Origin of the sequence: Dethiosulfovibrio faecalis, from assembly GCF_021568795.1 — a bacterium.
Classification (GTDB): Bacteria; Synergistota; Synergistia; order Synergistales; family Dethiosulfovibrionaceae; genus Dethiosulfovibrio; species Dethiosulfovibrio faecalis.
This window is the reverse complement of sequence record NZ_JAKGUE010000006.1, coordinates 47,443-70,191: the sequence shown is the minus strand read 5'-3', so window position 1 is coordinate 70,191 and position 22,749 is coordinate 47,443. Positions and strand designations below refer to the sequence as shown.

General features: G+C 52.8%; 25 protein-coding genes. 19 read left to right on the top strand and 6 right to left on the bottom strand.

Annotation, left to right across the window (positions count from 1 at the left end; translation table 11 throughout):
• Positions 1–77: 77 nt before the first annotated feature.
• The 5 genes from nrdD to L2W58_RS06390 all read right to left on the bottom strand — a co-directional run bounded on the left by nrdD (position 78) and on the right by L2W58_RS06390 (position 3,912).
• On the bottom strand, positions 78–230 hold the full coding sequence (gene nrdD, locus L2W58_RS06410) for an anaerobic ribonucleoside-triphosphate reductase (protein WP_236102561.1): 153 nt from the start codon (positions 228–230) through the stop codon (positions 78–80).
• A 27-nt stretch (positions 231–257) separates the two neighbouring features.
• Positions 258–944 carry an anaerobic ribonucleoside-triphosphate reductase activating protein gene (locus L2W58_RS06405; protein WP_236102522.1) on the bottom strand — a complete coding sequence of 229 codons (687 nt, stop codon included), beginning with the start codon at positions 942–944 and terminating at the stop codon, positions 258–260.
• Complete coding sequence (locus L2W58_RS06400) at positions 941–2,974, bottom strand: ribonucleoside triphosphate reductase (protein WP_236102521.1); 2,034 nt, start codon at positions 2,972–2,974, stop codon at positions 941–943. The genes L2W58_RS06405 and L2W58_RS06400 overlap by 4 nt, the downstream gene beginning before the upstream one ends.
• Positions 2,975–3,173: 199 nt before the next feature.
• On the bottom strand, positions 3,174–3,344 hold the full coding sequence (locus L2W58_RS06395) for a hypothetical protein (RefSeq protein ID WP_236102520.1): 171 nt from the start codon (positions 3,342–3,344) through the stop codon (positions 3,174–3,176).
• A 16-nt stretch (positions 3,345–3,360) separates the two neighbouring features.
• Positions 3,361–3,912: a hypothetical protein gene (locus L2W58_RS06390; protein ID WP_236102519.1), complete on the bottom strand. Its 552-nt coding sequence runs from the start codon at positions 3,910–3,912 to the stop codon at positions 3,361–3,363.
• Between the two features lie 87 nt (positions 3,913–3,999).
• Between L2W58_RS06390 and L2W58_RS06385 the strand changes: the two genes are divergently transcribed.
• From L2W58_RS06385 to L2W58_RS06360, 6 genes are all read left to right on the top strand, one after another.
• Positions 4,000–5,112: an alanine racemase gene (locus tag L2W58_RS06385; RefSeq protein WP_236102518.1), complete on the top strand. Its 1,113-nt coding sequence runs from the start codon at positions 4,000–4,002 to the stop codon at positions 5,110–5,112.
• On the top strand, positions 5,109–5,276 hold the full coding sequence (locus L2W58_RS06380) for a hypothetical protein (protein WP_236102517.1): 168 nt from the start codon (positions 5,109–5,111) through the stop codon (positions 5,274–5,276). Before L2W58_RS06385 ends, L2W58_RS06380 begins: the two co-directional genes overlap by 4 nt.
• Positions 5,277–5,489: 213 nt before the next feature.
• On the top strand, positions 5,490–5,822 hold the full coding sequence (locus L2W58_RS06375; protein ID WP_236102516.1) for an STAS domain-containing protein: 333 nt from the start codon (positions 5,490–5,492) through the stop codon (positions 5,820–5,822).
• A complete protein-coding gene (locus L2W58_RS06370) occupies positions 5,822–6,226 on the top strand; it encodes an ATP-binding protein (RefSeq protein WP_236102515.1) in 405 nt (134 codons plus the stop codon). Before L2W58_RS06375 ends, L2W58_RS06370 begins: the two co-directional genes overlap by 1 nt.
• Positions 6,223–7,209 (top strand): ABC transporter substrate-binding protein, encoded by a 987-nt coding sequence (locus tag L2W58_RS06365; RefSeq protein WP_236102514.1) that lies wholly within the window; start codon positions 6,223–6,225, stop codon positions 7,207–7,209. The genes L2W58_RS06370 and L2W58_RS06365 overlap by 4 nt, the downstream gene beginning before the upstream one ends.
• The gene (locus L2W58_RS06360; RefSeq protein ID WP_236102513.1) at positions 7,199–9,130 is read left to right on the top strand and encodes a SpoIIE family protein phosphatase; all 1,932 of its coding nucleotides are present in this window, start codon (positions 7,199–7,201) and stop codon (positions 9,128–9,130) included. Before L2W58_RS06365 ends, L2W58_RS06360 begins: the two co-directional genes overlap by 11 nt.
• On the opposite strand, the gene L2W58_RS06355 is transcribed toward L2W58_RS06360, so the two are convergent.
• On the bottom strand, positions 9,102–9,917 hold the full coding sequence (locus tag L2W58_RS06355) for an endonuclease/exonuclease/phosphatase family protein (protein ID WP_236102512.1): 816 nt from the start codon (positions 9,915–9,917) through the stop codon (positions 9,102–9,104). The genes L2W58_RS06360 and L2W58_RS06355 overlap by 29 nt on opposite strands.
• 227 nt (positions 9,918–10,144) lie before the next feature.
• On the opposite strand from L2W58_RS06355, the gene L2W58_RS06350 reads away from it, so the two are divergent.
• From L2W58_RS06350 to argC, 13 genes are all read left to right on the top strand, one after another.
• A complete protein-coding gene (locus L2W58_RS06350) occupies positions 10,145–11,434 on the top strand; it encodes an ArsB/NhaD family transporter (RefSeq protein WP_236102511.1) in 1,290 nt (429 codons plus the stop codon).
• A 63-nt stretch (positions 11,435–11,497) separates the two neighbouring features.
• The gene (locus L2W58_RS06345; protein WP_236102510.1) at positions 11,498–11,977 is read left to right on the top strand and encodes a CBS domain-containing protein; all 480 of its coding nucleotides are present in this window, start codon (positions 11,498–11,500) and stop codon (positions 11,975–11,977) included.
• A 154-nt stretch (positions 11,978–12,131) separates the two neighbouring features.
• Positions 12,132–12,821, top strand: coding sequence for a GntR family transcriptional regulator (locus L2W58_RS06340; RefSeq protein ID WP_236102509.1), 690 nt, complete (start codon positions 12,132–12,134; stop codon positions 12,819–12,821).
• A gap of 57 nt (positions 12,822–12,878) precedes the next feature.
• Complete coding sequence (locus L2W58_RS06335) at positions 12,879–13,871, top strand: DctP family TRAP transporter solute-binding subunit (protein WP_236102508.1); 993 nt, start codon at positions 12,879–12,881, stop codon at positions 13,869–13,871.
• A gap of 72 nt (positions 13,872–13,943) precedes the next feature.
• The gene (locus L2W58_RS06330; protein WP_236102507.1) at positions 13,944–14,468 is read left to right on the top strand and encodes a TRAP transporter small permease subunit; all 525 of its coding nucleotides are present in this window, start codon (positions 13,944–13,946) and stop codon (positions 14,466–14,468) included.
• Complete coding sequence (locus L2W58_RS06325; RefSeq protein ID WP_236099664.1) at positions 14,468–15,748, top strand: TRAP transporter large permease; 1,281 nt, start codon at positions 14,468–14,470, stop codon at positions 15,746–15,748. Before L2W58_RS06330 ends, L2W58_RS06325 begins: the two co-directional genes overlap by 1 nt.
• Positions 15,749–15,820: 72 nt before the next feature.
• Positions 15,821–17,014, top strand: a complete 1,194-nt coding sequence (locus L2W58_RS06320; RefSeq protein WP_255700422.1) for a CaiB/BaiF CoA transferase family protein — start codon at positions 15,821–15,823, stop codon at positions 17,012–17,014.
• A complete protein-coding gene (locus L2W58_RS06315; protein ID WP_236102505.1) occupies positions 17,014–17,940 on the top strand; it encodes a hydroxymethylglutaryl-CoA lyase in 927 nt (308 codons plus the stop codon). The genes L2W58_RS06320 and L2W58_RS06315 overlap by 1 nt, the downstream gene beginning before the upstream one ends.
• 13 nt (positions 17,941–17,953) lie before the next feature.
• A complete protein-coding gene (locus tag L2W58_RS06310; protein ID WP_236102560.1) occupies positions 17,954–18,859 on the top strand; it encodes an isocitrate lyase/PEP mutase family protein in 906 nt (301 codons plus the stop codon).
• A gap of 543 nt (positions 18,860–19,402) precedes the next feature.
• Positions 19,403–20,482, top strand: coding sequence for a ribosome small subunit-dependent GTPase A (rsgA, locus tag L2W58_RS06305; RefSeq protein WP_236102504.1), 1,080 nt, complete (start codon positions 19,403–19,405; stop codon positions 20,480–20,482).
• 207 nt (positions 20,483–20,689) lie between these two features.
• Positions 20,690–20,857 carry a lysine biosynthesis protein LysW gene (gene lysW / locus L2W58_RS06300; RefSeq protein ID WP_005661171.1) on the top strand — a complete coding sequence of 56 codons (168 nt, stop codon included), beginning with the start codon at positions 20,690–20,692 and terminating at the stop codon, positions 20,855–20,857.
• A 3-nt stretch (positions 20,858–20,860) separates the two neighbouring features.
• A complete protein-coding gene (gene lysX, locus L2W58_RS06295) occupies positions 20,861–21,706 on the top strand; it encodes a lysine biosynthesis protein LysX (RefSeq protein WP_236102503.1) in 846 nt (281 codons plus the stop codon).
• A gap of 1 nt (position 21,707) precedes the next feature.
• A complete protein-coding gene (gene argC, locus L2W58_RS06290) occupies positions 21,708–22,748 on the top strand; it encodes an N-acetyl-gamma-glutamyl-phosphate reductase (RefSeq protein ID WP_236102502.1) in 1,041 nt (346 codons plus the stop codon).
• Position 22,749 lies beyond the last annotated feature (1 nt).

Below are 22,749 nucleotides of genomic sequence, written 5' to 3'. Positions count from 1 at the left end.
GGGCCCGCGCTAATGTGGGGGGGCCCGGTTTACTCCCCGTAGATGTCGTCGAGGACCAGCGTTTTTAGAGATTTCCTCTAGTTATTTTTCGATAGGCCGTTGCCGGCCGATTCGTCAAAGGTGATCCTGTCTTTGAACTCCTCTTTTTTGCCTTTATTCCATTGGGATACCGGGGAGAGAAAACCCACGACCCTCGAATATACCTCGCATCTCGTCTTGCCTTTTTCCATTTGTTTCACGTCCTTTCCCGTGCCTTTTCAGATTCTGCATACCGCTTTCTCCACGTATCGTCCGATTATGTCGGCGTATTTATCAAGTTCTTCCTCGGTGCACCTCCTTTTGTCCCTGTATCCGGGGTCGAGGATCGTTCCTACGGGCCTGAAATACTGTAGGTAGTGGACTTTTGCCCCTTTCACCAGTTGGCCGATTCCTTCCGCCGAGCTCTCGTCGTGCAATCCCGGTACGAAGGTCGTTCTGAACTCGTAATCCCGGGCTTTTTTCATGATGATCTCTATGCTGCGGACTATCGCCTCCTCGAACCCTCCGACTCCCGCAACAGAGGCGTAGTCTTCCAGGGGGGCTTTCACGTCCATGGCGACGTAGTCGATCAGTTTTTCGTCCAACAGGGGTTCTAGGCGATCTGGCAGACTGCCGTTAGTGTCCAGTTTTATCGGAAGCCCCATCTTCCTGACCTCCGATATGAAGCGGGGCAGATCCTCGTGGACGGTCGGTTCTCCGCCGGAGATCACCAGGCCGTCTATGATTTTTATTCTGCGCTTCAGGAAGTCGAATATATCTTCCTCGTCCAGCCCGTCCCCCTGATCGAGAAGACCACCGTTATGGCACCATGGGCAGGCGAAGGTACAGCCTCTGGTGAATATCATGGAGGCTATCCGTCCGGGATAGTCTATTAGAGTGGTCTTCCTTATCCCTCCGATTATCAAGACGAGGTCACTTCTTCCCTCTCCATCTCGGCCTCGGCCGCACAGAGGGGACAAAATTCGTGTTCTCCCGCTATATAGCCGTGTATGGGGCAGACGCTGAAGGTCGGCGTGACTGTGAAATAGGGTAGCCTATAGTTTTCGGCGATTCTACGGACTAGCTTCTTAGCTCCATCTCCGTTCGGGAGCCTCTCCCCCAGGAAGCCGTGGAATACGGTTCCCCCGGTGTAGACGGTCTGGAGCTCGTCCTGGAGGTCCAGGGCGTCGAATATATCGTCCGTGGCGTTTACCGGGAGCTGGGACGAGTTCGTGTAGTAGGGGTTGGATCCCGCCACGGTCGCCTCGTGATTGGCACATTTTATCCTGTTTCCGAACAGGTCTCTATCAGCCTTGGCGAATCGATAGGTCACCCCTTCCGCAGGGGTCGCCTCCAGGTTGTACAGAGACTCTTTATCTGCCTGATAATCGGCCATTCTGTCCTTCATGGCGTTCATGATTCGTCTCGAACATTCGATCGCTTCACGGTCGGTGAGGTCCTTCCCAAGGAAGTTCAGCATGGCCTCGTTCATCCCGTTGAGCCCTATGGTGTTGAAGTGGTTGTTCCAGTATCTTCCCGAGTCCTCCTTCACCGTCCTGAGATAGAACTTGGAGTAGGGGTACAGGTTGGATTCGGTTAGGCTTTCCAGCACCTTTCTCTTTATCTCCAGGCTTTCCCTGGCCGAATCCATCAGGTCGTACACCCGTTTCGTGAAGTCCTCTTCGTCCTTTGCCAGGTAGCCTATTCTGGCCATGTTCAACGTGACTACCCCTATGGATCCCGTCATGGGATTGGAGCCGAAGAGCCCACCTCCTCTTTTGCGAAGCTCTCTGTTGTCCAGTCTGAGTCTGCAACACATCGACCTGGCGTCGTCGGGGCTCATGTCCGAGTTTATGAAATTGGAGAAGTAGGGGATGCCGTACTTGGCGGTCATTTCCCATATTGGCTCCAGGGTTTCGTTGTCCCAGTCGAACTCGGTGGTGATGTTGTAGGTAGGTATGGGGAAGGTGAACACCTTGCCCCTGGCGTCGCCGTCCAGCATCACATCGGCGAAGGCCCGGTTTATCATGTCCATCTCTCTCTGGAATTCTCCCAGTTTCCTGTCGCAGAGGCGCCCTCCAATTATGGCGGGAAGGTTCCTCAGGGAGCTCGGAGGCGTGAGGTCCATGGTTATGTTGGTAAAAGGCGTCTGGAACCCTACTCTGGTGGGAACGTTGAGGTTGAAGACGAATTCCTGCAACGCCTGTCTCACGTTTTTGTAGGACAGTCCGTCGGCTTGTACGAACGGGGCCAGGTAGGTGTCGAAGTTGGAGAAGGCCTGAGCCCCTGCGGCCTCGCCCTGTAATGTGTAGAAGAAGTTGACTATCTGTCCTAGGGCGCTTCTGAAATGTTTTGGAGGTCGGCTCCCTATCTTGGTGCTCACTCCGGTGAACCCGTTCATCAGAAGGTCCTGTAGATCCCAACCGCAACAGTATACCGATAGGTTGCTCAGGTCGTGAATGTGGAAATCTCCCGATACGTGATGTTCCCTGATGGAGGGCGGGTATATCTCGTTGAGCCAGTATTGGGCGGTGATCTCCGAGGCTATATAGTTGTTGAGTCCCTGAAGGGAGTAGCTCATGTTGCTGTTCTCGTTCACCTTCCAGTCCAGTTTGTGCAGGTACTGACCGACCATCTCTACGGCTCCCCCCAGGAGCTGTCTTGTATCTCTCAATCTGGAGTGCTGTTGTCTGTAGAGAATGTAGGCCTTGGCTATGTCAGCGTGTCCCTTTTCTATGAGGATCTTCTCGACCAGGTCCTGCACCTGTTCGACCGAAGGAGACCCTTCATGGTTGAAGAATATGTCCAGGTACGACTCGGCCTGTCGGGTCACCGCCTCTCCTATTTTCTGGTCATGTATGTCGACGGCTGCGGCGGCCTTCATGACGGCTTTGCGGATCCGATCTTTCTCGAAGGGAACCTCTCTGCCGTCTCTTTTGCGAATGTACCCGACCATTTACTCACGTCCTTTTCTTCTTTTATCTAGTCCTCTATCTAGTCCTCGCCGATTCGAGCGGAGACAAGGAGCCATTATACCAGAGGCTCCTTTCAGTATAAAGCCGGAGACTCACTATATAAGTGGTCTCCGGCTTTAGGATACTCTATATAAGGGGTTTGTTCCATAGGTCTTTAAGCTCATTACGATTTTGGGACTTTTATCCCATGGTAGGCAGCATGGCCGCTGTTATGAGAAAGGCGATTCCTACCAGCAGGTCCAGGACTCCCTTCAGAGGACGTCCGGAACGGTACCATCTGGATCCCATTCTTATCATGAAAACACCGCACAGCATCAATATTATCGGCGCCACCCAGTGGGCGAAAAACATAGAGTCACCTCCCTTTTCAGGCGGCTAAGGAGAGGATCTCTCCTCTGTAGATAGATAGTAACGGGTTGGCGTAGGCCTTCAGTGCGTCTCTTTTGGCCATCTCCCTTCCCACTTTGATGCTCTTGGAGTAAGCCTCTTCATGGGGATTGTCAGTCTCATCTCCTTTTTCGACGGGGCGAGGCTCGGGGGATTCGAAATTCTCATAGGTAGCCTCTTTGTCCCTCTCCGTAAAAGGAGGCTCCTCCGAGGCCATATTGAGAGCTTGCATGAGGTGCCTTGGTGGATCCAGCGAGATGTCCGCTCCCACTACATATCTGTTGCCCTCGGAATCGGTCATATATCGTCGGGAGACGGATGATACGTATCCGTTTCCCTGGATTCTTAGAGAGCTCTCCATGGAACTTATCTTGTCCTCTATCTGGCGGAGTATCTCTTTCCTCTCCTGCCCGTCGTAGGCTTGGGTGGATTTGCTATCCCGGTCTCTTCGGTCTAACCTTCGTACTCTTGCTACGTCGTTTAACGGAGATACGGATGGGGTGGCGGGATTCGATACTTGATCCAGGGTCACGGTCATCACCTCCGATATGGTATAAAACAATTGTAGGCTTTATCTTGGGCCATGTACAGTTTTGTATTCGAAAGGCGGTGAACGATTATGAGAAATTTCTCCATAGCCGATACACCTTCACTGATGGTTGATATCGAGGTCCTGGAGAATAATCTAGAGGATATGCAGAGAAAGGCCGATTCCTTCGGCGTCAAGTTGAGACCTCATGTCAAGACTCATAGATCTGTAGATCTGGCAAAGATGCAGATCGAAAGAGGAGCTTCGGGGATAACTGTGGCGAAGCTGACTGAGGCGGGTGTCATGGCAGAAGGAGGCATAGACGATATCTTCGTGGCCAACGAAATAGTGGGGGATATCAAGCTGGAGCGACTGGCCGAAATTCGGAGAAATGTCCGTAGGATAGCCGTGGCGGTGGATCACAGGGATCATATATCGATCCTGAACGGAAGGTTCGACGATCCCGACCGTCCATTGGAGGTCCTGTTGGACGTAAATACGGGCGACCCCAGAACGGGGGTGACTCCAGGTCCTGAGGTCTTGGAGTTGGCGAAATCCGTGTGGGAGAGCCCCGGTCTTTCCCTCAGGGGCATATATACTCACGACGGTCAGAGTTACGACGTGGAAGGATGGGAAGAGGTAATAGAGGTCAACCGGAATAGTCAGCAGACCGTGATCGATCTGGCCAAGACCATCAGGGATAATGGGATCTCCTGCGAGGAGGTCAGCGTCGGATCCACTCCCTCGTTGCTGTTGGGGGAGATATTGCCCGGGGTTACGGAGATAAGGCCCGGAACCTATATATTTATGGACGCCGATCAGGCCAACGTGTTGGGATCCTACGATCGTTGCGCTCTCTCGGTCTTCGCCACTGTGATAAGTCGTCCAACCGAGGATAGGGTCGTCCTGGATGCGGGTACGAAGGCCCTGACCTATTATGTCCAAGATAAGGGAATATGCAGGACCCCGGGACATGGGGTGTTGAAGAGGTATCCATCGATCCACCTGAACAGGAAGTCGGACGAACACAGCTCATTCGATATACCCTCCGATATGGACGTAGATTTCAAGATAGGGGAGAGATTGGAGATAATACCTAACCACGCCTGTCCCACTGTCAATCTCTACGATTTCATCTACGGTGTCAAGGGTGGTGAGGTCGTTGCCATGTGGCCGGTTTCTTGCAGGGGGTGTTCCAGATGAAGGTGATGAAAACTTCTTTGGTAGCGGTTTTTTTCGTGGCAGTTCTTCTGATGTCCTCGTCGGCGGAGGCTCTGTCCTTCAGCATGTCTCAGAAGGTAAGGGATTTTCTATCCGCCATGGATGGCGATCTTTATCTTCGGTGGGGGACATACAGAGGTTTCTGATGCGAGGTCCCATCCGTCCTGGTTCAGGGCGAAGAACCTCTCTATAATCGGGATCGTTACGAGCCGATCGAGGATATGGGCGTGACCCTGTGGATCGATCGAGAGATGAAGTTCCAAGACGACGTGGTCGTATTGGAGATGCAGGAATACAAGGGCGTAGTCGTGGTGTCGTGCTCCTCAGTTTCGGAGTAGTGAGCAGAAGGAGGTTTTTCTATGAAGGTCGATTGCGTGGATGTCCCGAAGGGAAAGGTGGTAGCTGTATCGGGAAGGTTGGATACCCTTACCGCACCCGGTTTCGAGAGCTCCGTCTTAGCTCTTTTGGGCGACGGCATCGGGGCCATGGTAGTAGACCTGTCGGAGTTGGAGTATATCAGCAGTGCTGGACTTCGTAGCATACTTGCTGTAGCTAAAAAAGCCTCGACGGATGGGACCACCGTGTCCCTCTGCGGCATGAAGGGCGTGGTCGAGGAGGTCTTCTCTATCTCCGGTTTCGATAGTTTCCTGCCGGTATATCCAACCAGAGACGAAGCTTTAGAGGCCATGTGATGGAACGGCGAGAGCGTCGTTTTGCCGCTGAGACTGGCAGTTTGGAGGACATAAGGGCCTTCGTCCTGCCCTGTCTTGCCGATATACCTACGAAGCGAAAAATGCACGTAGAGCTGGCGTTGGAGGAGACGGTCGTCAACATCTGTTCCTATGCTTACGAGGTCCCGCCGGGGGAGCTTCTTGTCAGGGTATCGGACGACGGAGACCGTTATTTTCTGGAGTTCGAGGATAGAGGGGTTCCCTTCGATCCCCTCTCTTCCGGCGAGCCAGACGTGAGTGCCTCTATGGAGGAAAGGGGACAGGGAGGTCTTGGCATTCTGTTGATCCGCAGGGTTATGGACGAGGTTCACTACAGTAGGGAAGGCGGGCTCAACCGACTCAGATTGGTAGTGAAAAAGAGATGATACCGCGTGTCCTTTCGTCCTTTTTCTGTCTGATCCTTCTGCCCTCGCTATGTTGGGGCAGCGAATTCTTCATGACCGGGGTAAGGCTTGATCTTCAATGGTATCCTCAGTCCCAGTTTGCGGGATATTACGTGGCCTACGAGAAGGGTATGTACCTCAGAAGAGGGCTGAACGTCTTCGTCTATAGAGGAGGTCCGGACAGAGATCCCATGGAGGCGTTGAGGCGCAGAGAGGCCGATTTTGTGACAGCCTTTCTCACCGGCGCCATGGTCTATAGGGAAAGAGGGCTTCCTCTCGTCAATTTGGCACAGGTGGTCAACGAGGGCAACCTTCTGCTAGTGGCCCAAAAGAAAGACGGCATATCCGAGATCTTCGATCTGGATGGAAAGAGGATAAGCATGTGGGGAGATCACTTTTCCGGCGCCTACAGGGGGTTTTTCACCGCTCACTGTATCTCTCCCGAGATAGTGCCTCAGTTCTATTCGATAGACTTGTTCCTCCGGGGAGGGGTCGTCGCCTGTTCCGCCATGAGTTACAACGAATACAACAGGATCCTTCAGGCCGGATATCGCCAGGAGGATCTGACAGTCATATCCTTGAAAGACGAGGGCTTTGGATTTCCCGAGGACGGCATATACTGTCTCGAGTCAACCTTGAAGGATCATCCGACTGTCTGTCGCGATTTTGTAAGGGCCTCTTTGGAGGGGTGGAGATACACGGCGGAACATCCGGAGGAAGCGGTAGATATAGTGATGAAATATGCTAAAAGAGCCAATGTGCCGGCCAACAGAGTTCATATGAAGCGGATGCTGGAGACGATCCTGCCGTCTATAGTGCCTGATTCGTCCGATCTTTGGTCCTTCGGGCGACTGTCCATGTCCGATTACCTCGACACCGCCTTCATGATGGAGGAGAGAGGCCTTATCGGAAAGGTGGTCCCTTTCGACGATTTCGTGAAAACGGTGTTCGAAGATGAAGATTAAGGGGAGTATCGCCTCTAGACTGATCCTTTCGACCCTTATAGGGGCGGGATGCGTGCTGTTGGCGATAGTCGGCTATGGTTTCGTCCATGCCAGGTCTACATTGAAACAGGAGATGGTCTCCAAGGTAGAGGGACTTGCCGAGGGAACCTCATTTAAAGTGGGACGGATCCCCCTGGTTGTCGAAACGGTGGGGCGGGATCTGGCCGTAGGTCTTTCTCTTTCCGATCTGTCTGAAGACGACGTCTTCTCGATATTGGAGGGGACCTTGAGGGTGCACCCCGAGGTCTCAGGAGTGTGTCTTGCCTTTTCCCCTCAGCTGAAGGACTCTCGTTTGAGAAATTGGGCTCCATTTGCCTACAGGGACGACGGTGGAATCCACAGGAAAAACCTGGGTGAGGGCGGTTACGACAGGGAGATCTGGGACTGGTACCAACTGCCTAAAGAACTTGGGCGTCCGGTATGGACCGAGCCCTATTTCGGTGTCGGCGGCAGCGAGATGCTGCTGATATCCTACTGCATTCCCCTTTACGATTCCGACGGTTCCTTTATGGCCTCTCTTGCCTGCGATGTCTCCCTAGACTGGCTCACGGATACGATGATCGGACTTAGGTCCTATGACGACGGATACGCTTTTCTGATTACCTCCGCCGGAACGGTGGTATCCCATCCCGACAGGGTCCTCATTATGAACGAGACCATCTTCAGCATCGCCGATGCCGAAGATGATGGTCGACTGTGGAATATCGGAGATGGAATGAGAAAGGGCGAGGATGGACTTGTCGAATTTGTGGATTTTACAACCGGAGATCCCAGCTGGATTGCCTATCGCCCGGTCGGAGATATGGGGTGGTCCATCGGTATAGTCTTTCCCCGCAGGGCTCTCGTCGAACCTCTTCACGATCTTAGTCGATCTCAGCTTTTGCTGGGACTCGTCGGCTTGGCTCTACTGTTCGTGGTGTCCTCCGTAATCGCTAGGTCGATAACCGGTCCTATAAAGAGCCTGAGCGCCGCCACGAAGCTTACTGCGTCGGGTGATCTCGAGTCGTCTCTGCCCTACGTTCCCGGTGACGACGAGGTGGCTCAGCTGGCCCGGTCCTTCGCCTCCATGAGAGAGGATCTTCTTGTCTATGTGGAGGAGCTCCAAGAGACCACCGCCGCCAGGGAAAAGATGGAGAGCGAGCTGAACATCGCCCATTCGATCCAGTTGAGCCTCGTTCCCAGGACCTTCCCGCCTTTCCCGGAGATGGAAGAGTTCGACCTTTATGCCCTTTTGGACCCCGCCAAGGAGGTCGGAGGGGATTTTTACGATTTCTTCATGGTCGATCCCGGACGTATATTGGTAACGGTAGGAGATGTTTCCGGGAAAGGCGTTCCGGCCGCTCTGTTTATGGCGGTGACGAGGACCTTCATAAGGGCCTTCGCCAAGGAGGGGCTGGGCCCCGAAGCCATTTTATCGAGATTAAACGACGAGATATCGGCTGACAACGAGTCCTGTATGTTCGTCACGGTCTTCTGTGCGGTTATAGACCTGGAAAACGGGGAGTTCCTATACGCCTCCGGCGGTCATAATCCTCCGTTTCTTCTGGGCAAGGGGACTGTGGGCTTCCTGCCTAAGGTCAAGGGACCTCTCGTGGGACCGATGGCTGGAATGACCTTCCAGGAAGGCAAGGCCAAGATCGAGGCGGGAGAGACGCTCTTTTTGTATACAGACGGTCTTACCGAGGCGATGGACGGATACGGTAGGCTTCTGGGGGAGGAGAAGTCTATCCTATGGTTGGAGGAGATGGAAGGCATGTCCAGCAAGGAAATGGTCCTGGGGTTGAGAGAGAAAGTAGCGTCGTTCGTCGATGGAGCAGAGCAGTCGGACGACATAACCTTGCTGGCCTTCCGTTTCAGAGGTCCGATCGATCGGGAAAGCTAGGCATGGACAGGATCACCATGTCGTGGTCCGGGTGTTGACGCCCATTTATCGATCTCTCTGGAATGGAGGTCTCCAGCTCCCTTAGCACCCAGTCCGATTTCGGTGAAATATTTACATAGCCTATGTGGTCTATGGTGCATTGCAGGTCGTCATAGCTGTAGCCTTCCTCGAGTTTTAACGTGGGAAACGGCGCCAGGGTCGGTTCGGTCGTGTTGAAATCTCCCAATATGAAGAGGGGGTCGTCGTGTTCCTCCGATAGTACCCCCAGACCGAGTATCTGGGCCTGGCGTATGCCGTTGTTCGCAGCTACCGCTTCGAGTCTGTTTCCGTTCCCCCTGGTACTGAGCCCCTGGAGGTGGACATTTAAGACGGAGAAGGTAGTCCCGGTGGATATCTCCTCGAAGGCCCCCTCTAGAGGAGGTCTTTGGAACAGTTTATGGATGCTTCCCCTCCAGTTTATCCTCTCTTCGACCATGCGTGGTAGGGGCGGTTTTATCGATCTTATTTTGTCCGATCTCCATATGAAATACAGATCCTGCCTGCCTCGCGTATCGTTGCCTTCGTAGTCCCACCCCGGCAGATCCTCGGAGACGAAGGTCTTCATCGTCTCGTCTCTCTCTATCTCCTGGAGTGCCACTATATCCGCTCCGGATGTCTCTATTTTTTGGGCCAGCAGTGACCGTTCCGGTCGGGAATAACCTCTGGGGCCGGAGATTGAAAAATACTCCATGTTGAATGTCGCTATCGTAAGGCCCCAAGATGGTCCGGCTAGGAAAAGAAGAGCCATGATCCCGATCGTTGCCGCGATCGTTCCGTGTCTTTTCAAACCTTCTGTCACTCCTTGTTCTGTAGGTTGGTCCTCATGTTACCATCTTTAGGCTTTATCTCCATGATTTTCGAGGTTTTTGTCCTTTAAAACTCCCATCGTTCGTGTTTCTTGCTTTTCCTTGAAGGTTTTTCATTTGGGGCGTATACTTTCAAATCGTTCCTATCGTGAAAAAGGGGGAGTTATCTATGGAGTTAAAGGCTTGGATAGCGGTGGTTCTGTTTGCCGTTACGATCCTGTCGATAGCTCGAGGATGGATGAAAGCCAGCACTGCCACTCTTCTAGGTGCCTCGGCCATGATGTTGTTTCGTCTGGTCCCCGGTTCGGCTGCCAGTCAGTATATAGATTCCAACACCGTGGGCCTCTTGGTCGGTATGATGATAGTGGTCGGTATACTGTCCAAGACCGGGCTCTTTCAGTATATAGCCGTCAAAGCCATCAAGATCACCAAGGGAAACGGAATCTTGATATTGCTGTCCATCTCCCTCATAACGGCGGTCTTGTCCGCATTTCTCGACAACGTCACGACGGTCCTTCTGGTCAGCCCCGTGGTGGTTTCCTTGGCGGATCTGATAAAAATGAACCCTCTGCCTCTTTTGATGAGCGAGGTCATAGCGTCCAATATCGGAGGCACTGCTACCCTGATAGGTGATCCTCCGAACATGATAGTAGGATCATATGCAGGGTTTTCCTTCAACGATTTTCTGCTCCATCTGAGTCCTGTGGTCACAGTCGTATGGTTGATCTCGATGGTCTTTCTCTGTTTTCACTACAGAAAGGATCTGAGCCCCGATCCCGCAGCTACGAATCGTCTGAAGGAGGTCGATGAGTCCAAGCTCATAAAGGACAAAAAACTGATGGTACGATCTGGATTCGTCATGTTCATGGTCCTCTTGGGTTTTCTGTTCCATCATCATCTGGGACTCAACGCCTCGGTCGTGGCTCTGTTCGCGGCAGGGGTTCTCCTTGCCACGTCCCATCTGGACGATGGCGAGATAGTTCATCAGGAGGTGGAGTGGCCTACAATAGTTTACTTCGTGTCTCTTTTCATACTCGTCGGAGGACTCCAGGAAAACGGGGTTATCCTGTCTTTGGCGGAGATATTGACCGACCTGTTGAGCTACAGCCCTATGGCTATGATACTGGGTATACTCTGGATCTCGGGCTTGTCCTGTGTCTTCATAAACAACGTGGCCTTTTCCGCCATGTTCGTACACGTAGTGAGCGAGATGGCCAAGAGTGCCGGAATGCCTCCGGATCCACTTTTTTGGTCCTTGGCGCTGGGCTCTTGTCTAGGAGGCAACGGCAGTTATCTAGGTGCTGCCGCAAACGCGGTTATGGCCGATTTCGCCAGCAGAAGCGGATTTCACATTTCCTTCGGTTCTTTTTTTGTGGTAGGGATAAAGACGGTCCTCATCTCCCTCGTCGTGGCCAGCTTATTCCTCTTCATAACGTATAGAAACGTGGTCACTTATTGAGAAAGGGCCTGAGGGAGAGTATATTTATAAAAGGGGCTTTCGCTCCTAGTAGGAGGGGGTACCATGAAGGTAGGAGAGCTGGTGGACAGGGACCTGACCGCCCTGTCGGAGGATTGTCCCGTTTCGGAGGCAATAGAGGTCCTCTATCATCACAATGCCTCGGGGCTTCCCGTTTTGGATGAGGAGAACAGGGTGATAGGTTTCATAAGCGAAAAGGACATAATAAAGGCCGCTCTTCCGGGCTATGTCCATATGCTTCACGATTCCTCCTTCCTTCCCGATTACGGTCAGTTCAGTTCCCGCCTGAGGGATATAGCCGACGATCCGGTGAGTAAGTACATGAAGGAGAACGTGATAACGTTCAACGAAGACGACAGCGATTTTTACGTGGCAAACAGAGTCATAAAGGAAAACATAAAGATAGCTCCGGTTTTACGGGACGGCCAGCTTGTCGGCATAGTGAGCAGATCCCATCTGGTGAGACATCTTCTGCTCCATCCAGAGGAGATCGAGGATGCCTTAGAGGACGATCCACGGAAATGACGGTGCATAAGGAAAAAAAGAGGACGGGTCCGGCTGGACTCGTCCTCTTTTTTGATAATTAATAGATGTCGGTTTTTGGGGCTTGACAGATCGATGGATGTGAATATACTTTAATCATCTGGTCGACGGGATACGGAATACTAGGAGGCTCGATATGGTAGCGGAATCTTTGAAATACGTGACCTTGAGCAGTCAGATGTTCGATTATCTCAGGAGAGAGGTCGTCGTCTCGGACGAATTTAAAGACGAGGTCTTTATAAGAGAGGCGGAGATCGCCGAACGTCTAGGGGTTAGCAGAGCCCCGGTCAGAGAGGCCTTGAAGCAGATGGAGATGATGGGGTTGGTAGTCTCCATGCCCAGAAAGGGCGTCAAGGTCAGGCTCTTCTCAAAGGAAGAGCTGGATGAACTCTACGAGATGAGGGTGGTGCTGGAGGAGCTGGTCTTCAGGGACATAATCGATAAGGACCTTTTCACCTCGGAGGTGAAAGAGTCTTTCGAGGGGAAACTGGAAAAGCTGTTGGAGATCTGCGAAGGAGATGGAGGTCGAGAGGAAAAGATAAAGGCCTTCTGCGATAAGGACCTCGATTTTCACAGGTCTCTCGCAGAGCTTTCCGGAAGGGTATGGACCGCCAAGGTTCTCGAGACCCTTTACTGTCAACTTCATCTGGCCCTCCTCAGAGAATTGGAGGAAGCGGAGACTTTAGCGGATCTGGTTAGACTCCATTATTCCATAGTGGAAAACCTCGCAGCTGGAGATCTGGAAAAACTGACCGTCGACCGCAGATACAGTTATTTCTCCCGTAGAAATACGGTTCTTAGCAAAAAAAAGGGGGTGAAAGGATAAACAAATTGCGCCCTAGGTCTGAGGTTTTGTGGACGTTATTTCGACGGAGGTAATACTATGAATGCACGGATACGTACGACCCTGTGTCTCGCAGTCACCGCGGTTATTCTAGCTATGCCCGTATCGTCCGCGGTCGCGGATGAGATAAAACTGTCCAACCAGCTGCCGCCTTCACATCACATATCAAAGGCATTGGATTTCTTTGCCGATAAGGTAGAGGAATATTCCGGAGGCAAGACGACGGTAAAGGTTTTCCATTCGGCCCAGCTCTTCAAGGATACCGAGGTTGTCGAAGCTCTTCAGGAGAACCTGGTACCTATAGCCCTAGTTCCGGTAAATAAATGGTCCGGCATGATCCCCGCTACCGACGTTTTCGAGATGCCCTTCGTATTCAAGGAGCTCGACTCTATAAAAAAATTCATAGAGGCAGGAGCTGGAGAACTGCTGAACGAGGAGTTCAATAAAAAAGGCGTTACCGATCTATTCTGGGCCGATTATGGCTTCGTACAGTTTTTCAACAGCAAACGGCCCCTTATGGCTCCCGCCGATTTCGAGGGACTCAAGATAAGGACCTTCAGCAACGGAACGGCCGAGACTGTCTCCGCCCTAGGAGGAACTCCGGTTGTTATGAGCTCTTCCGAGATGTATATGGCCCTCCAGCGTAAGACGGTGGACGGAGCTACTACCGGCATGCCCGCGGCGGTTTCCAGAAAGATCTTCGAGGTCCAGAACTACCTCACCGTGTGTAACTACACGACGGCTCAGTTCGTAGTCCAGTGTAACCTGGAATGGTGGGACAAGCTCGGCGACGAGGAAAAGGAGATGCTCAAAAAGGCCGGCGTCGAGGCAGAGGAATGGCTTCGCGGACAGATAGCCCAGTCGGAGAAAGACGCTCAGAAGGTCATAGCCGATGCTGGACTGGAGATTACCGTATTAAACGCCGACCAGAGAGATGCCTTTATAGAGGCTACCGAGCCGGTAAGATCCGGATTCATGAAAAAGACCCCTCTCTGTAAAAAGCTCGTCGAGATCGCCTTGGGATCGAATTAGGTGGTTGTTTGGAGGTAAGGCGGGAAGCTCTCTTCCCGCCTTATTTCGAAGTATCCTTTGGAGGGATTTGTGATGATCACATTATATAAAAAGACGATCAACGGTCTCAGTGCCGCGATGGGTTGGCTTTGCGGAATAGGGACTTTGGTTATGGGCTTGATCCTATTCTACGAGGTCGTGCGGAGATATTTCTTCAACTCTCCGACCATATGGACCCAGGAAGTCTCGGTCTATATCTTCATGTGGTGCATGTTCGGCGGAGCTTCCTACGCCCTTCAGAGGGGCAAACACGTCAACATCGATCTTCTCACCGTCAAGCTTTCTCCCAAGGCTCAGAGCAAGCTTAAAGTTATCACAAGCTTTTTCGGAGCTCTGTTCTGTTCGGAGATAGCCGTCCAGGGATGGAACATGATAGAGAGTGCGGTCAAGTACCAGAAACACTCTCCCACGCCTCTGCACGTACCCCTCTGGATTCCTCAATCCGCGCTGTTTCTCGGGTTCACCTTGCTCGCTCTTCAGTTCGTCGTCCTGATAATAGAGGAGATCGCTTTCATAAGGAGCGGCGAGAGAGATTCGGTTCAGGAGGTAAATCACTGATGGGTTCCTTCATGTTCGTGATCCTGCTTTTATTGGTGGTACTTTTCATGGGGATGCCGGTAGCCTTTTCCCTGGGAGCTACATCGGTGTTGCTGACCTTGATATACGATCTTCCCATGAAGATCCTGTCTCAGTCGATATTCACCTCTCTGGAGGGGTTCGTGCTTTTGTCGATTCCTCTCTTCGTGCTCATGAGTCAGGTCCTTTTGGACGGGCGGATAGGGGACGACCTCTTCGAGGTTATGAACGCCTGGGTTAGACATCTTCCTGGAGGATTGGCCATCGCGACCATACTCGCCTGTGCCTTCTTCGCCGCAATAACCGGATCCAGCGCCGCCACAGCGGCTACCATAGGGATGGTTGCCTACCCGGCCATGCTGGACAGGGGCTACGATAAAAAATTCACCCTCGGTTTGTTGGCGGCTGGGGGAACCCTTGGTATCCTCATTCCTCCCAGCATACCTCTCATACTCTATGGTGCCATCACGGAGGAGTCGGTAGGCAAGTTGTTTATCGCCGGAATAATCCCGGGGTTGATACTGACGGCAATATTCGTGGTCTATTCGGTGATAAAAAGCAAAAACGGCGGTTTTACACCTATGCCTAAGGCTTCCTGGAAAGAACGTCTTTCCATAACGGCCAGAAACATATGGGGCATCATATTGCCCATATTGGTGGTAGGCGGAATTTATTCCGGAGCATTTACCCCGACCGAGGCCGCTGCGGTAGGTCTGGTCTACAGTCTCTTCATAACGCTGGTTATATACAGGACCATCAAGTTCAAGGATATTCCCTCTATCTGCATGAAGGCCCTTGGAACATCCTGCATGATAGCCATGGTTATAGCCGGAGCCATATTGTTCGGCAGGGTTATGACCTTGCTTATGATCCCCCAAAAGCTTACTGAGCTGATCATAGAGAACAACCTTTCTCCGATGATGTTCATCATCGCGATGAACTTCCTGATGATAATTCTGGGCATGGTGCTGGAGACTGTGTCCATCGTCCTGTTGACCATGCCTCTGGTCACACCTATTCTGATGGCTCTTCATATAGATCCCATATGGTATGCCATCATATTGACGGTGAACATGACCATGGCCCTGATAACCCCGCCGGTAGGGATGAACCTCTACGTAATAAACGGGTTGCGAAAGGATATAACGATGGGAGAGATCATCTCCGGCGTGCTGCCCTTCATGCTGCTTCTGGTCTTTATGCTCGTCGTGGTAATGGCTTTCCCGTCTTTAAGTACCTGGTTGCCTTCCGTGATGCACTGACCCCCCTTTGCGAGTGGGGAGAAAGTCCGCTGCCGATATAAAGTTGTTCGCTGAAAAGGAGATGTGACGGTTTTGAATAAAGGAGCCTTGTCCAATTTGGTGGTTCTAGATCTTACCAGGGTCTTGGCTGGTCCTTTCTGTACCATGTTGCTGGCCGATATGGGGGCCGACGTCGTCAAGATAGAGCGTCCCGATACGGGGGACGATACCAGACAGATGGGGCCGTTCGTAAACGGCGAAAGCGCCTACTACATGAACCTGAACCGCAACAAACGGGGTGTCACCCTAAATCTTAAGTCCGAGAAAGGCAAGAAGATATTCCTGAATATGGTGAAGAAAGCCGATCTCGTGGTCGAAAATTATCGTCCCGGAACCATGGAGAAACTAGGCCTTGGATACGACGAGCTAAGGAAGGTCAACGACAGAATAATATATGCCGCGGTCTCCGGATTCGGTCACACCGGTCCCTATAAGATGAAACCGGGCTACGACATAATAGCTCAGGCCATGAGCGGTCTCATGAGCACTACCGGATGGCCCGGAGGGGAGCCCACGAGAACCGGAACCGCCATGGGAGACGTACTGGCTGGGCTTTCCTGCGCCATAGGGATTCTGGCGGCGGTAAACTCCAGGGAGATGACCGGTATGGGACAGAAGGTGGATGTCGCCCTGGTAGACTCTGCAGTTGCCAGCCTGGAGATAATAAACATGATTTATCTCGTTGAGGGAAGGGTTCCCCAGAGGATCGGAAACCGCTACGAATCGACCTATCCCTACGATTCCTTCAAGGCTATGGACGGAGGTTTGGTAATAGGAGCCGCTAACGACAAGCTGTGGCATAGTCTGTGCGAGGTCATGGAACGCCCCGATCTGGCGGAGGATTCCAGATATTTGAGGGTTCGGGACAGGGTGGCGCGTCATGAGGAGATAAAACCAGTAGTCGAGGAGTGGACCAAAAAACACACGGTGGAGGACGCCTGTCGGCTGATCGATCAGGCGGGGATACCCTGTGCTCCGATAATGTCCATCGACCAGGTGACCAGCGATCCTCACATTGCGGGAGATAGGGAGATGTTCGTGCCTGTAGAGCATCCGGTTGCTGGAAAGACTACCCTGACAGGCAATCACATAAAGCTTTCAGGGACGCCCGCCGGTATAAGGACCGCATCCCCGACCCTCGGAGAACACAATCGGGAGGTGTTTGGCGAAATGCTTGGAATAGGCGATACGGATCTCCAGTTGCTCCGTTCCGAGGGGGTTATGTGATGACCAGAGGAAGCCTACCGTGCAGGGTGGAGATAAGGGAGGTCTGTCCGAGAGACGGCTTCCAAAGCCTGAAGGACAGGATAGCCACGGAGGACAAGATCTCCTTGATCGACGCTATGGCCGAGACCGGCCTATCCGTTATGGAGGTCACCTCCTTCGTGAGTCCCAAGGCCATACCTCAGATGTCAGATGCCTCGGAGGTCATGACCCATTTCAACGAGAGATGGAGTGGAAAGGTAAAGTCCGTCGTTTTAGTTCCCAACGTGAGAGGAGCCGAGAACGCACTTAAGGTCTCTCCTGACTCGCTGAACTTCGTGCTCTCCGCCAGCGCCTCTCACAACAGGGCAAACACCAGGAGGACCATAGAGGAGTCGTTGGCCGAGTTGAAAGAGGTCAAGTCCCTCTGCGGAGATGTGGAGCTCGGACTTTCGGTGGCTACCTCCTTTCAGTGTCCCTTCGAGGGGGCTATCTCTCCTGATGCCGTAGTGGATATAGTCGAGAAGGCTATGGAGATCGGAGTGGGGTCTGTCACCCTTGCCGATACTATAGGCACCTGTGATCCGGTCTATCTGAGTTCGACTCTGTCGCAGATAAAAAAGGTCTTCGGTGACTATCCCTTCTTTCTTCACCTCCACGATACCCACGGCATGGCCATGGTCAACACTATGGCCGCTATGGAGATGGGGTTTTACCGTTTCGACTCGGCTACCGGCGGTCTCGGAGGATGTCCCTTCGCACCGGGCGCGGCGGGAAATTCTGCCACCGAGGACATGGTAAATTTCTTCGACCGTGTAGGTATCGCCAGTGGAGTGGATCTGGAAAGAGTCCTTGCCGTAGCCGATAGAATGAAGACCATGGGGCTTCCGGTGAACAGCCACATGTCCTCCTACAGGGCCGGGTGCAGCAGCCTTTCCTGCGAGAGGTGAGAGAGTCTTGGGGATGGGAAAAAGGCTCAGAGAGAGGCTGGAACGTCCCGGTATCATAGTAGCCCCCGGGGTGTTCGATGCATTGAGCGCCCGTATCTGCGAGATAGCCGGTTTCGAGGTCTTACAGCATACCGGCTATGGAACTGCGGCCTCTCTCCTTGCCAAACCGGACGTCGGACTCCTCAGTTTCGGTGAGATGAGGGATCAGCTTTATAGGATGGTCCATGCGGTCGATATACCGGTAATAGGAGACGGAGACAACGGTTTCGGCAACGCCGTAAACGTGGACAGGACCGTTAGAGAGTACATCTGGGCCGGAGCGGCCGGGCTGTTCGTGGAGGATCAGGTTATACCGAAGCGATGCGGGCATATGTCCGGAAAGGCGGTCATCTTGGAGGATGAGATGATGGGCAAGCTTCGGGCGGCTATGTCGGCCCGAGACCAGGAGGATAGATCTACTCTGATCGTCTACAGGACCGATGCCGTGGCGGTCAATGGCCTCGAGGATGCGCTTAGTCGTGCCAAAAGGGCGGCCGATCTCGGTGTGGACATGGTCTTCGTTGAGGCCTTGGAATCGTTGGATCAGATGGAGAGGGCGGTAGAGGAGGTCCCTGTTCCCCTGATGCTGAACCTGGTGGAGGGAGGCCGAACACCTCTCGTAAGTCCTTCCATGGCCGAGCAGATGGGGTTCAAGTATCTAATGTATCCTGTTACCCCCCTTTTCGCAGGGGCTAAGGCCATGCTGGACGTCATGTCCGATGTGAGAAAGAACGGGTTGTCCGACTCCAAGGTGTCCCTGTCCATGGACTTTGCCGAGTTCGCCGACGTGGTAAGGCTTGACCGTATAAGGGAGATCGAAGACGATTTCTTGCCAGAGGAAAGCCTGAACAGATACGGAGACAATAGGGGAATACTGTAGGGTACCTTTAAAAACCCACATCCGAGTCTCCTCGGAGAGATCGTTCCGACTTCGCCCTGTCTCGCCCAAACATATTTCCGACCGGCCTGTTTTGTACGGACCGCCTCGGAGGGCACGTCCTGTGCCCCTCGGCTTGGGGCGACGTCCTATCGCCCCATTGGTACTACACGACGGCAGGTCGGAAATATGGGCTCGAACGGGCTCCGTCGGAGCGACCTCTCCGAGGAGTAGCGTTTTTAGAGATGCCCTTTAGAGATTCTCTGTGATTGGTTGAAAGTCATGCGCTCTTTCAGGAGGGGCTCGAGTTTATCCTCGAGTTTCTCCTTTTCTTTGTCTGTGAGGCCCCTTGATATGCTATGATGTTTTTTGTCTGGCCTATTGATATGCTTCTGCTGTGTACAGGGACAGGCTAAAACTAAAAACAAGGAGAGGTTGTCTTTATGTTTGACAATAAAACCATGGAGATTGTTCTGTCTAAGGAGGTGAATAAAATATAGAAACCTATTCGCCTCCTTTCAGATTGAATCCGAGGAGGTAGCAAATATGAAAATAGATATGAAAGAATTGGGGCTCACCTCGAGCCTGATAGAGGAAGCGTCGAATTACCCGGGGCTTTTCGTAGGTAGAGTGACATCGCAATACAGGGATCTTTACAGAGTAGTCATGAAAAGAGGAGATATCAAGGGAGAAGTCTCCGGGAAGTTCCGCTTCGAGGTTAGATCTCAGAGAGATTACCCGGCGGTGGGGGATTTCGTCATGGTCGATCGTGATAACGACGACGCCGGAAACGGAATTATCCACGCCGTATTGACAAGAAAGAGCGTCTTCATAAGAAGAGCTGCCGGAACGTCCAATCAGGAGCAGGTAGTGGCCTCGAATATCGATATCGTATTCGTGTGTATGTCCCTGAACAACGACTATAACCTGAGACGCCTTGAGCGCTATCTGGGCGTCGCCTGGGATAGCGGAGCGATTCCAGTGGTCGTGTTGACCAAGGCGGATCTCTGTGAAGATCTATCAGGCAGGCTTTCCGATTTGAGATCGATCGTATGCGGCTGCGATGTTTTGGTCTCGTCCGGATTGACCGAGGAGGGCCTCGAATCGGTGAAGGGATATATGGCACCAGGCAAGACCGTAGCCTTGATAGGATCGTCGGGAGTGGGGAAGTCCACCTTGATAAACGGGTTGGCCGGTAGCGAACTCCTCCGGACTCGGGGTTTAAGAGGAGACCATAAGGGCAGACATACTACGACCAGACGGGATTTGGTGGTCTTGCCCGGTGGAGGTATCGTGATAGATACCCCTGGGATGAGGGAGCTTGGCATAGAGGGTCTAGATCTTTCAAGGGCTTTCGAGGACGTGGAGGATCTGGCCGTAAAGTGTAGATTTAGAGACTGTAGTCATAACGGAGAGCCGGGATGTGCCGTTCGTAGGGCCATGGACGAAGGTTCTCTTTCTCCCGATCGACTTGCCAGTTACATGAAGCTGAAGAGAGAGGCAAGATATGAAGGTTTGAATTCCAAACAGATAGAGGCGGAGAAAAACGCCTCCATGTACAAAGAGGTCGGAGGGATAAAGAACGCTCGAAAGTTAGCTAAATCCAAAAATAAATCTAGAGGTTGATGATCCGCTTGTCGGTGCGGATTGAATTGGGCCTCCATTCGCTCTTTCAATGGGCGGATGGGGGCCTTTTGTCTACCTCGTGGGTGTCGATTCAAGAAACATAAGTTTCTTTTATTAGGTCTTAGTGCTTGACAGTGCATTGCCTGGAGTGTATCATACCTGCCATGCTAAACAATATTTTATATTTCTCAGAAGGAGGAAACTAGGATGAAGGTATCTTGCGTAGTGTGCGAAGGCAGCGTGGCTCTTCCCGACGATGCCATGATAGGTGAATTGCTTATATGCGACGACTGTGGAACGGAGCTCGAACTGGTGAGTCTGGATCCTCTCAAGGTGGAGGAGGCTCCTGAGATCCAGGAGGACTGGGGCGAATAGCCTATGCACGAGCTTTGGATTCTGTACAGCCGTCTGAGAACGGAGGAGAAACTTCTCAAAAAGGCGGCGGATAAAACGGGAGTGCGGTGCAATTTTGTGGATTTGAGAGGAGTCTCCTGGCCGCATGGACTTAAGGTCGGTGAGAACGACGTCGTCCTCTGCCGTTGCGTCTCTCAGGCCCACAACCTCGCGATCGCACGCCTTCTAGAATCTCGAGGTATCCGTACGGTCAACCGTTCTTCGGTCATTGAGGCCTGTGGCGATAAGATCTTTACCGCCGGACTTCTCGATATGGCCGGTTTAAGACAACCTCGCTATTCAGTGGCTTTCTCTCCGGAGGAAGCGGTGAAGACATCGGAATCCATGGGGTTTCCCGTAGTTTTCAAGCCTCCCGTCGGCAGCTGGGGCAGGCTTCTTTCCAAGGTCAACGACGTGGATTCGGCTGAGACTGTAGTGGAACATAAGTCCTTCATGGGTCCTCAGCATCAGACTTTCTTCATTCAGGAATACGTAGAAAAGGATGGATACGATGTCAGGGCTCTGGTGTTGGGAGGAAAGCCTATAACGGCTATTAAGCGAAAGAGCCCTCACTGGATAACGAACACCGCAAGAGGCGGAGACGTAGAGGGAATGGAGATCGATCAAACCATGGCGGATGTGCTGAAAAAGGTCCACGACGTGTTCAAAGGTGATCTTTTGGCCGTGGATCTGTTTCACGACGATCAGGGATGGTCGGTAAACGAGGTCAACGGGCAGGCCGAGTTTCATGGGTCGGTCGAGGGTACCGAGGTGGACGTCGCCGGGATGTTGGTGGATCACTGCATCTCACTTATGGAAAGGAGCCTCTGATATGTTCGAGGTGATCGTATGGGGGGCCAGCGGAATGGCCGGAGGAGAGCTTTTGAGGATTCTCTCCGGTCACGACGGGATTACTGTGGTCGCTGCCGTGTCCAGAAGGTCTCCTGGAAAGACGGTCTGGCACGACCATCCTCATCTTAGAGGCTGCTATCCCGACATGGTCTACTCGTCTCCGGAGGAGGCGCTGAAGCTTAAGAGCGACTTGGTTTTTCTTGCACTGCCTCACGGAGGGGCCTGGAGAATTGCGGTCGACTATCGCGAGAAGGGTATACCTGTCGTCGATCTGTCCGGAGATTTCAGGCTCAAGGATCCTGCGGATTACTTTCGGTGGTATGGGTTGGAGCACGGGGCTCCCGAGTACCTTCAGGAAGCCGTGTACGGTCTTCCCGAGTTGCATAGAGAGGATTTGGTCGGGGCGTCCCTGGCCAGCGGCGTAGGATGCAATGCGTCATGTGCAATTCTCGGCCTGGCCCCTCTGGCCTCCACAGGTCTCGTCGAGTCGGTTCGAATGGAGATGAGGGTCGGTTCCTCCGAGGCCGGGGCATCTCCCAGCAAGGGTTCTCATCATCCCTATAGGACCAGGACCATGAGAGTGTTCGAGCCCTTCAGGCACAGACACCTGGCGGAGGTTATCCAGGAGACCGGATTGCCGGAGGAAAGGCTTTCCATGACCATGACCGCCGTCGAGATGGTAAGAGGAGTCCAGATGTTGGCTCAGGTTTCTCTGACCGAACCGATCAAGGAAGCGGTTTTGTGGAAGGCCTACAGAAAGGCGGTCGAAGGACATCCCTTTTGGTCCCTTTGTCCCGCCAGACCCAGCCATCTTCGTCTTCCCGATCCCAGATTCGTGTTGGGCAGCAACTCCGCTTCGGTGGGATTCGTTCTCCACGAGGACGGCCGGAGGCTCCTGATCGTGTCCGCTCTGGACAACCTGATGAAGGGAGCCTCCGGAACGGCGGTTCAGGCGGCCAACCTGATGTTGGGGCTCGACGAGACGACGGGGTTGCTTACATCGCCCCTCTATCCCGCCTAGG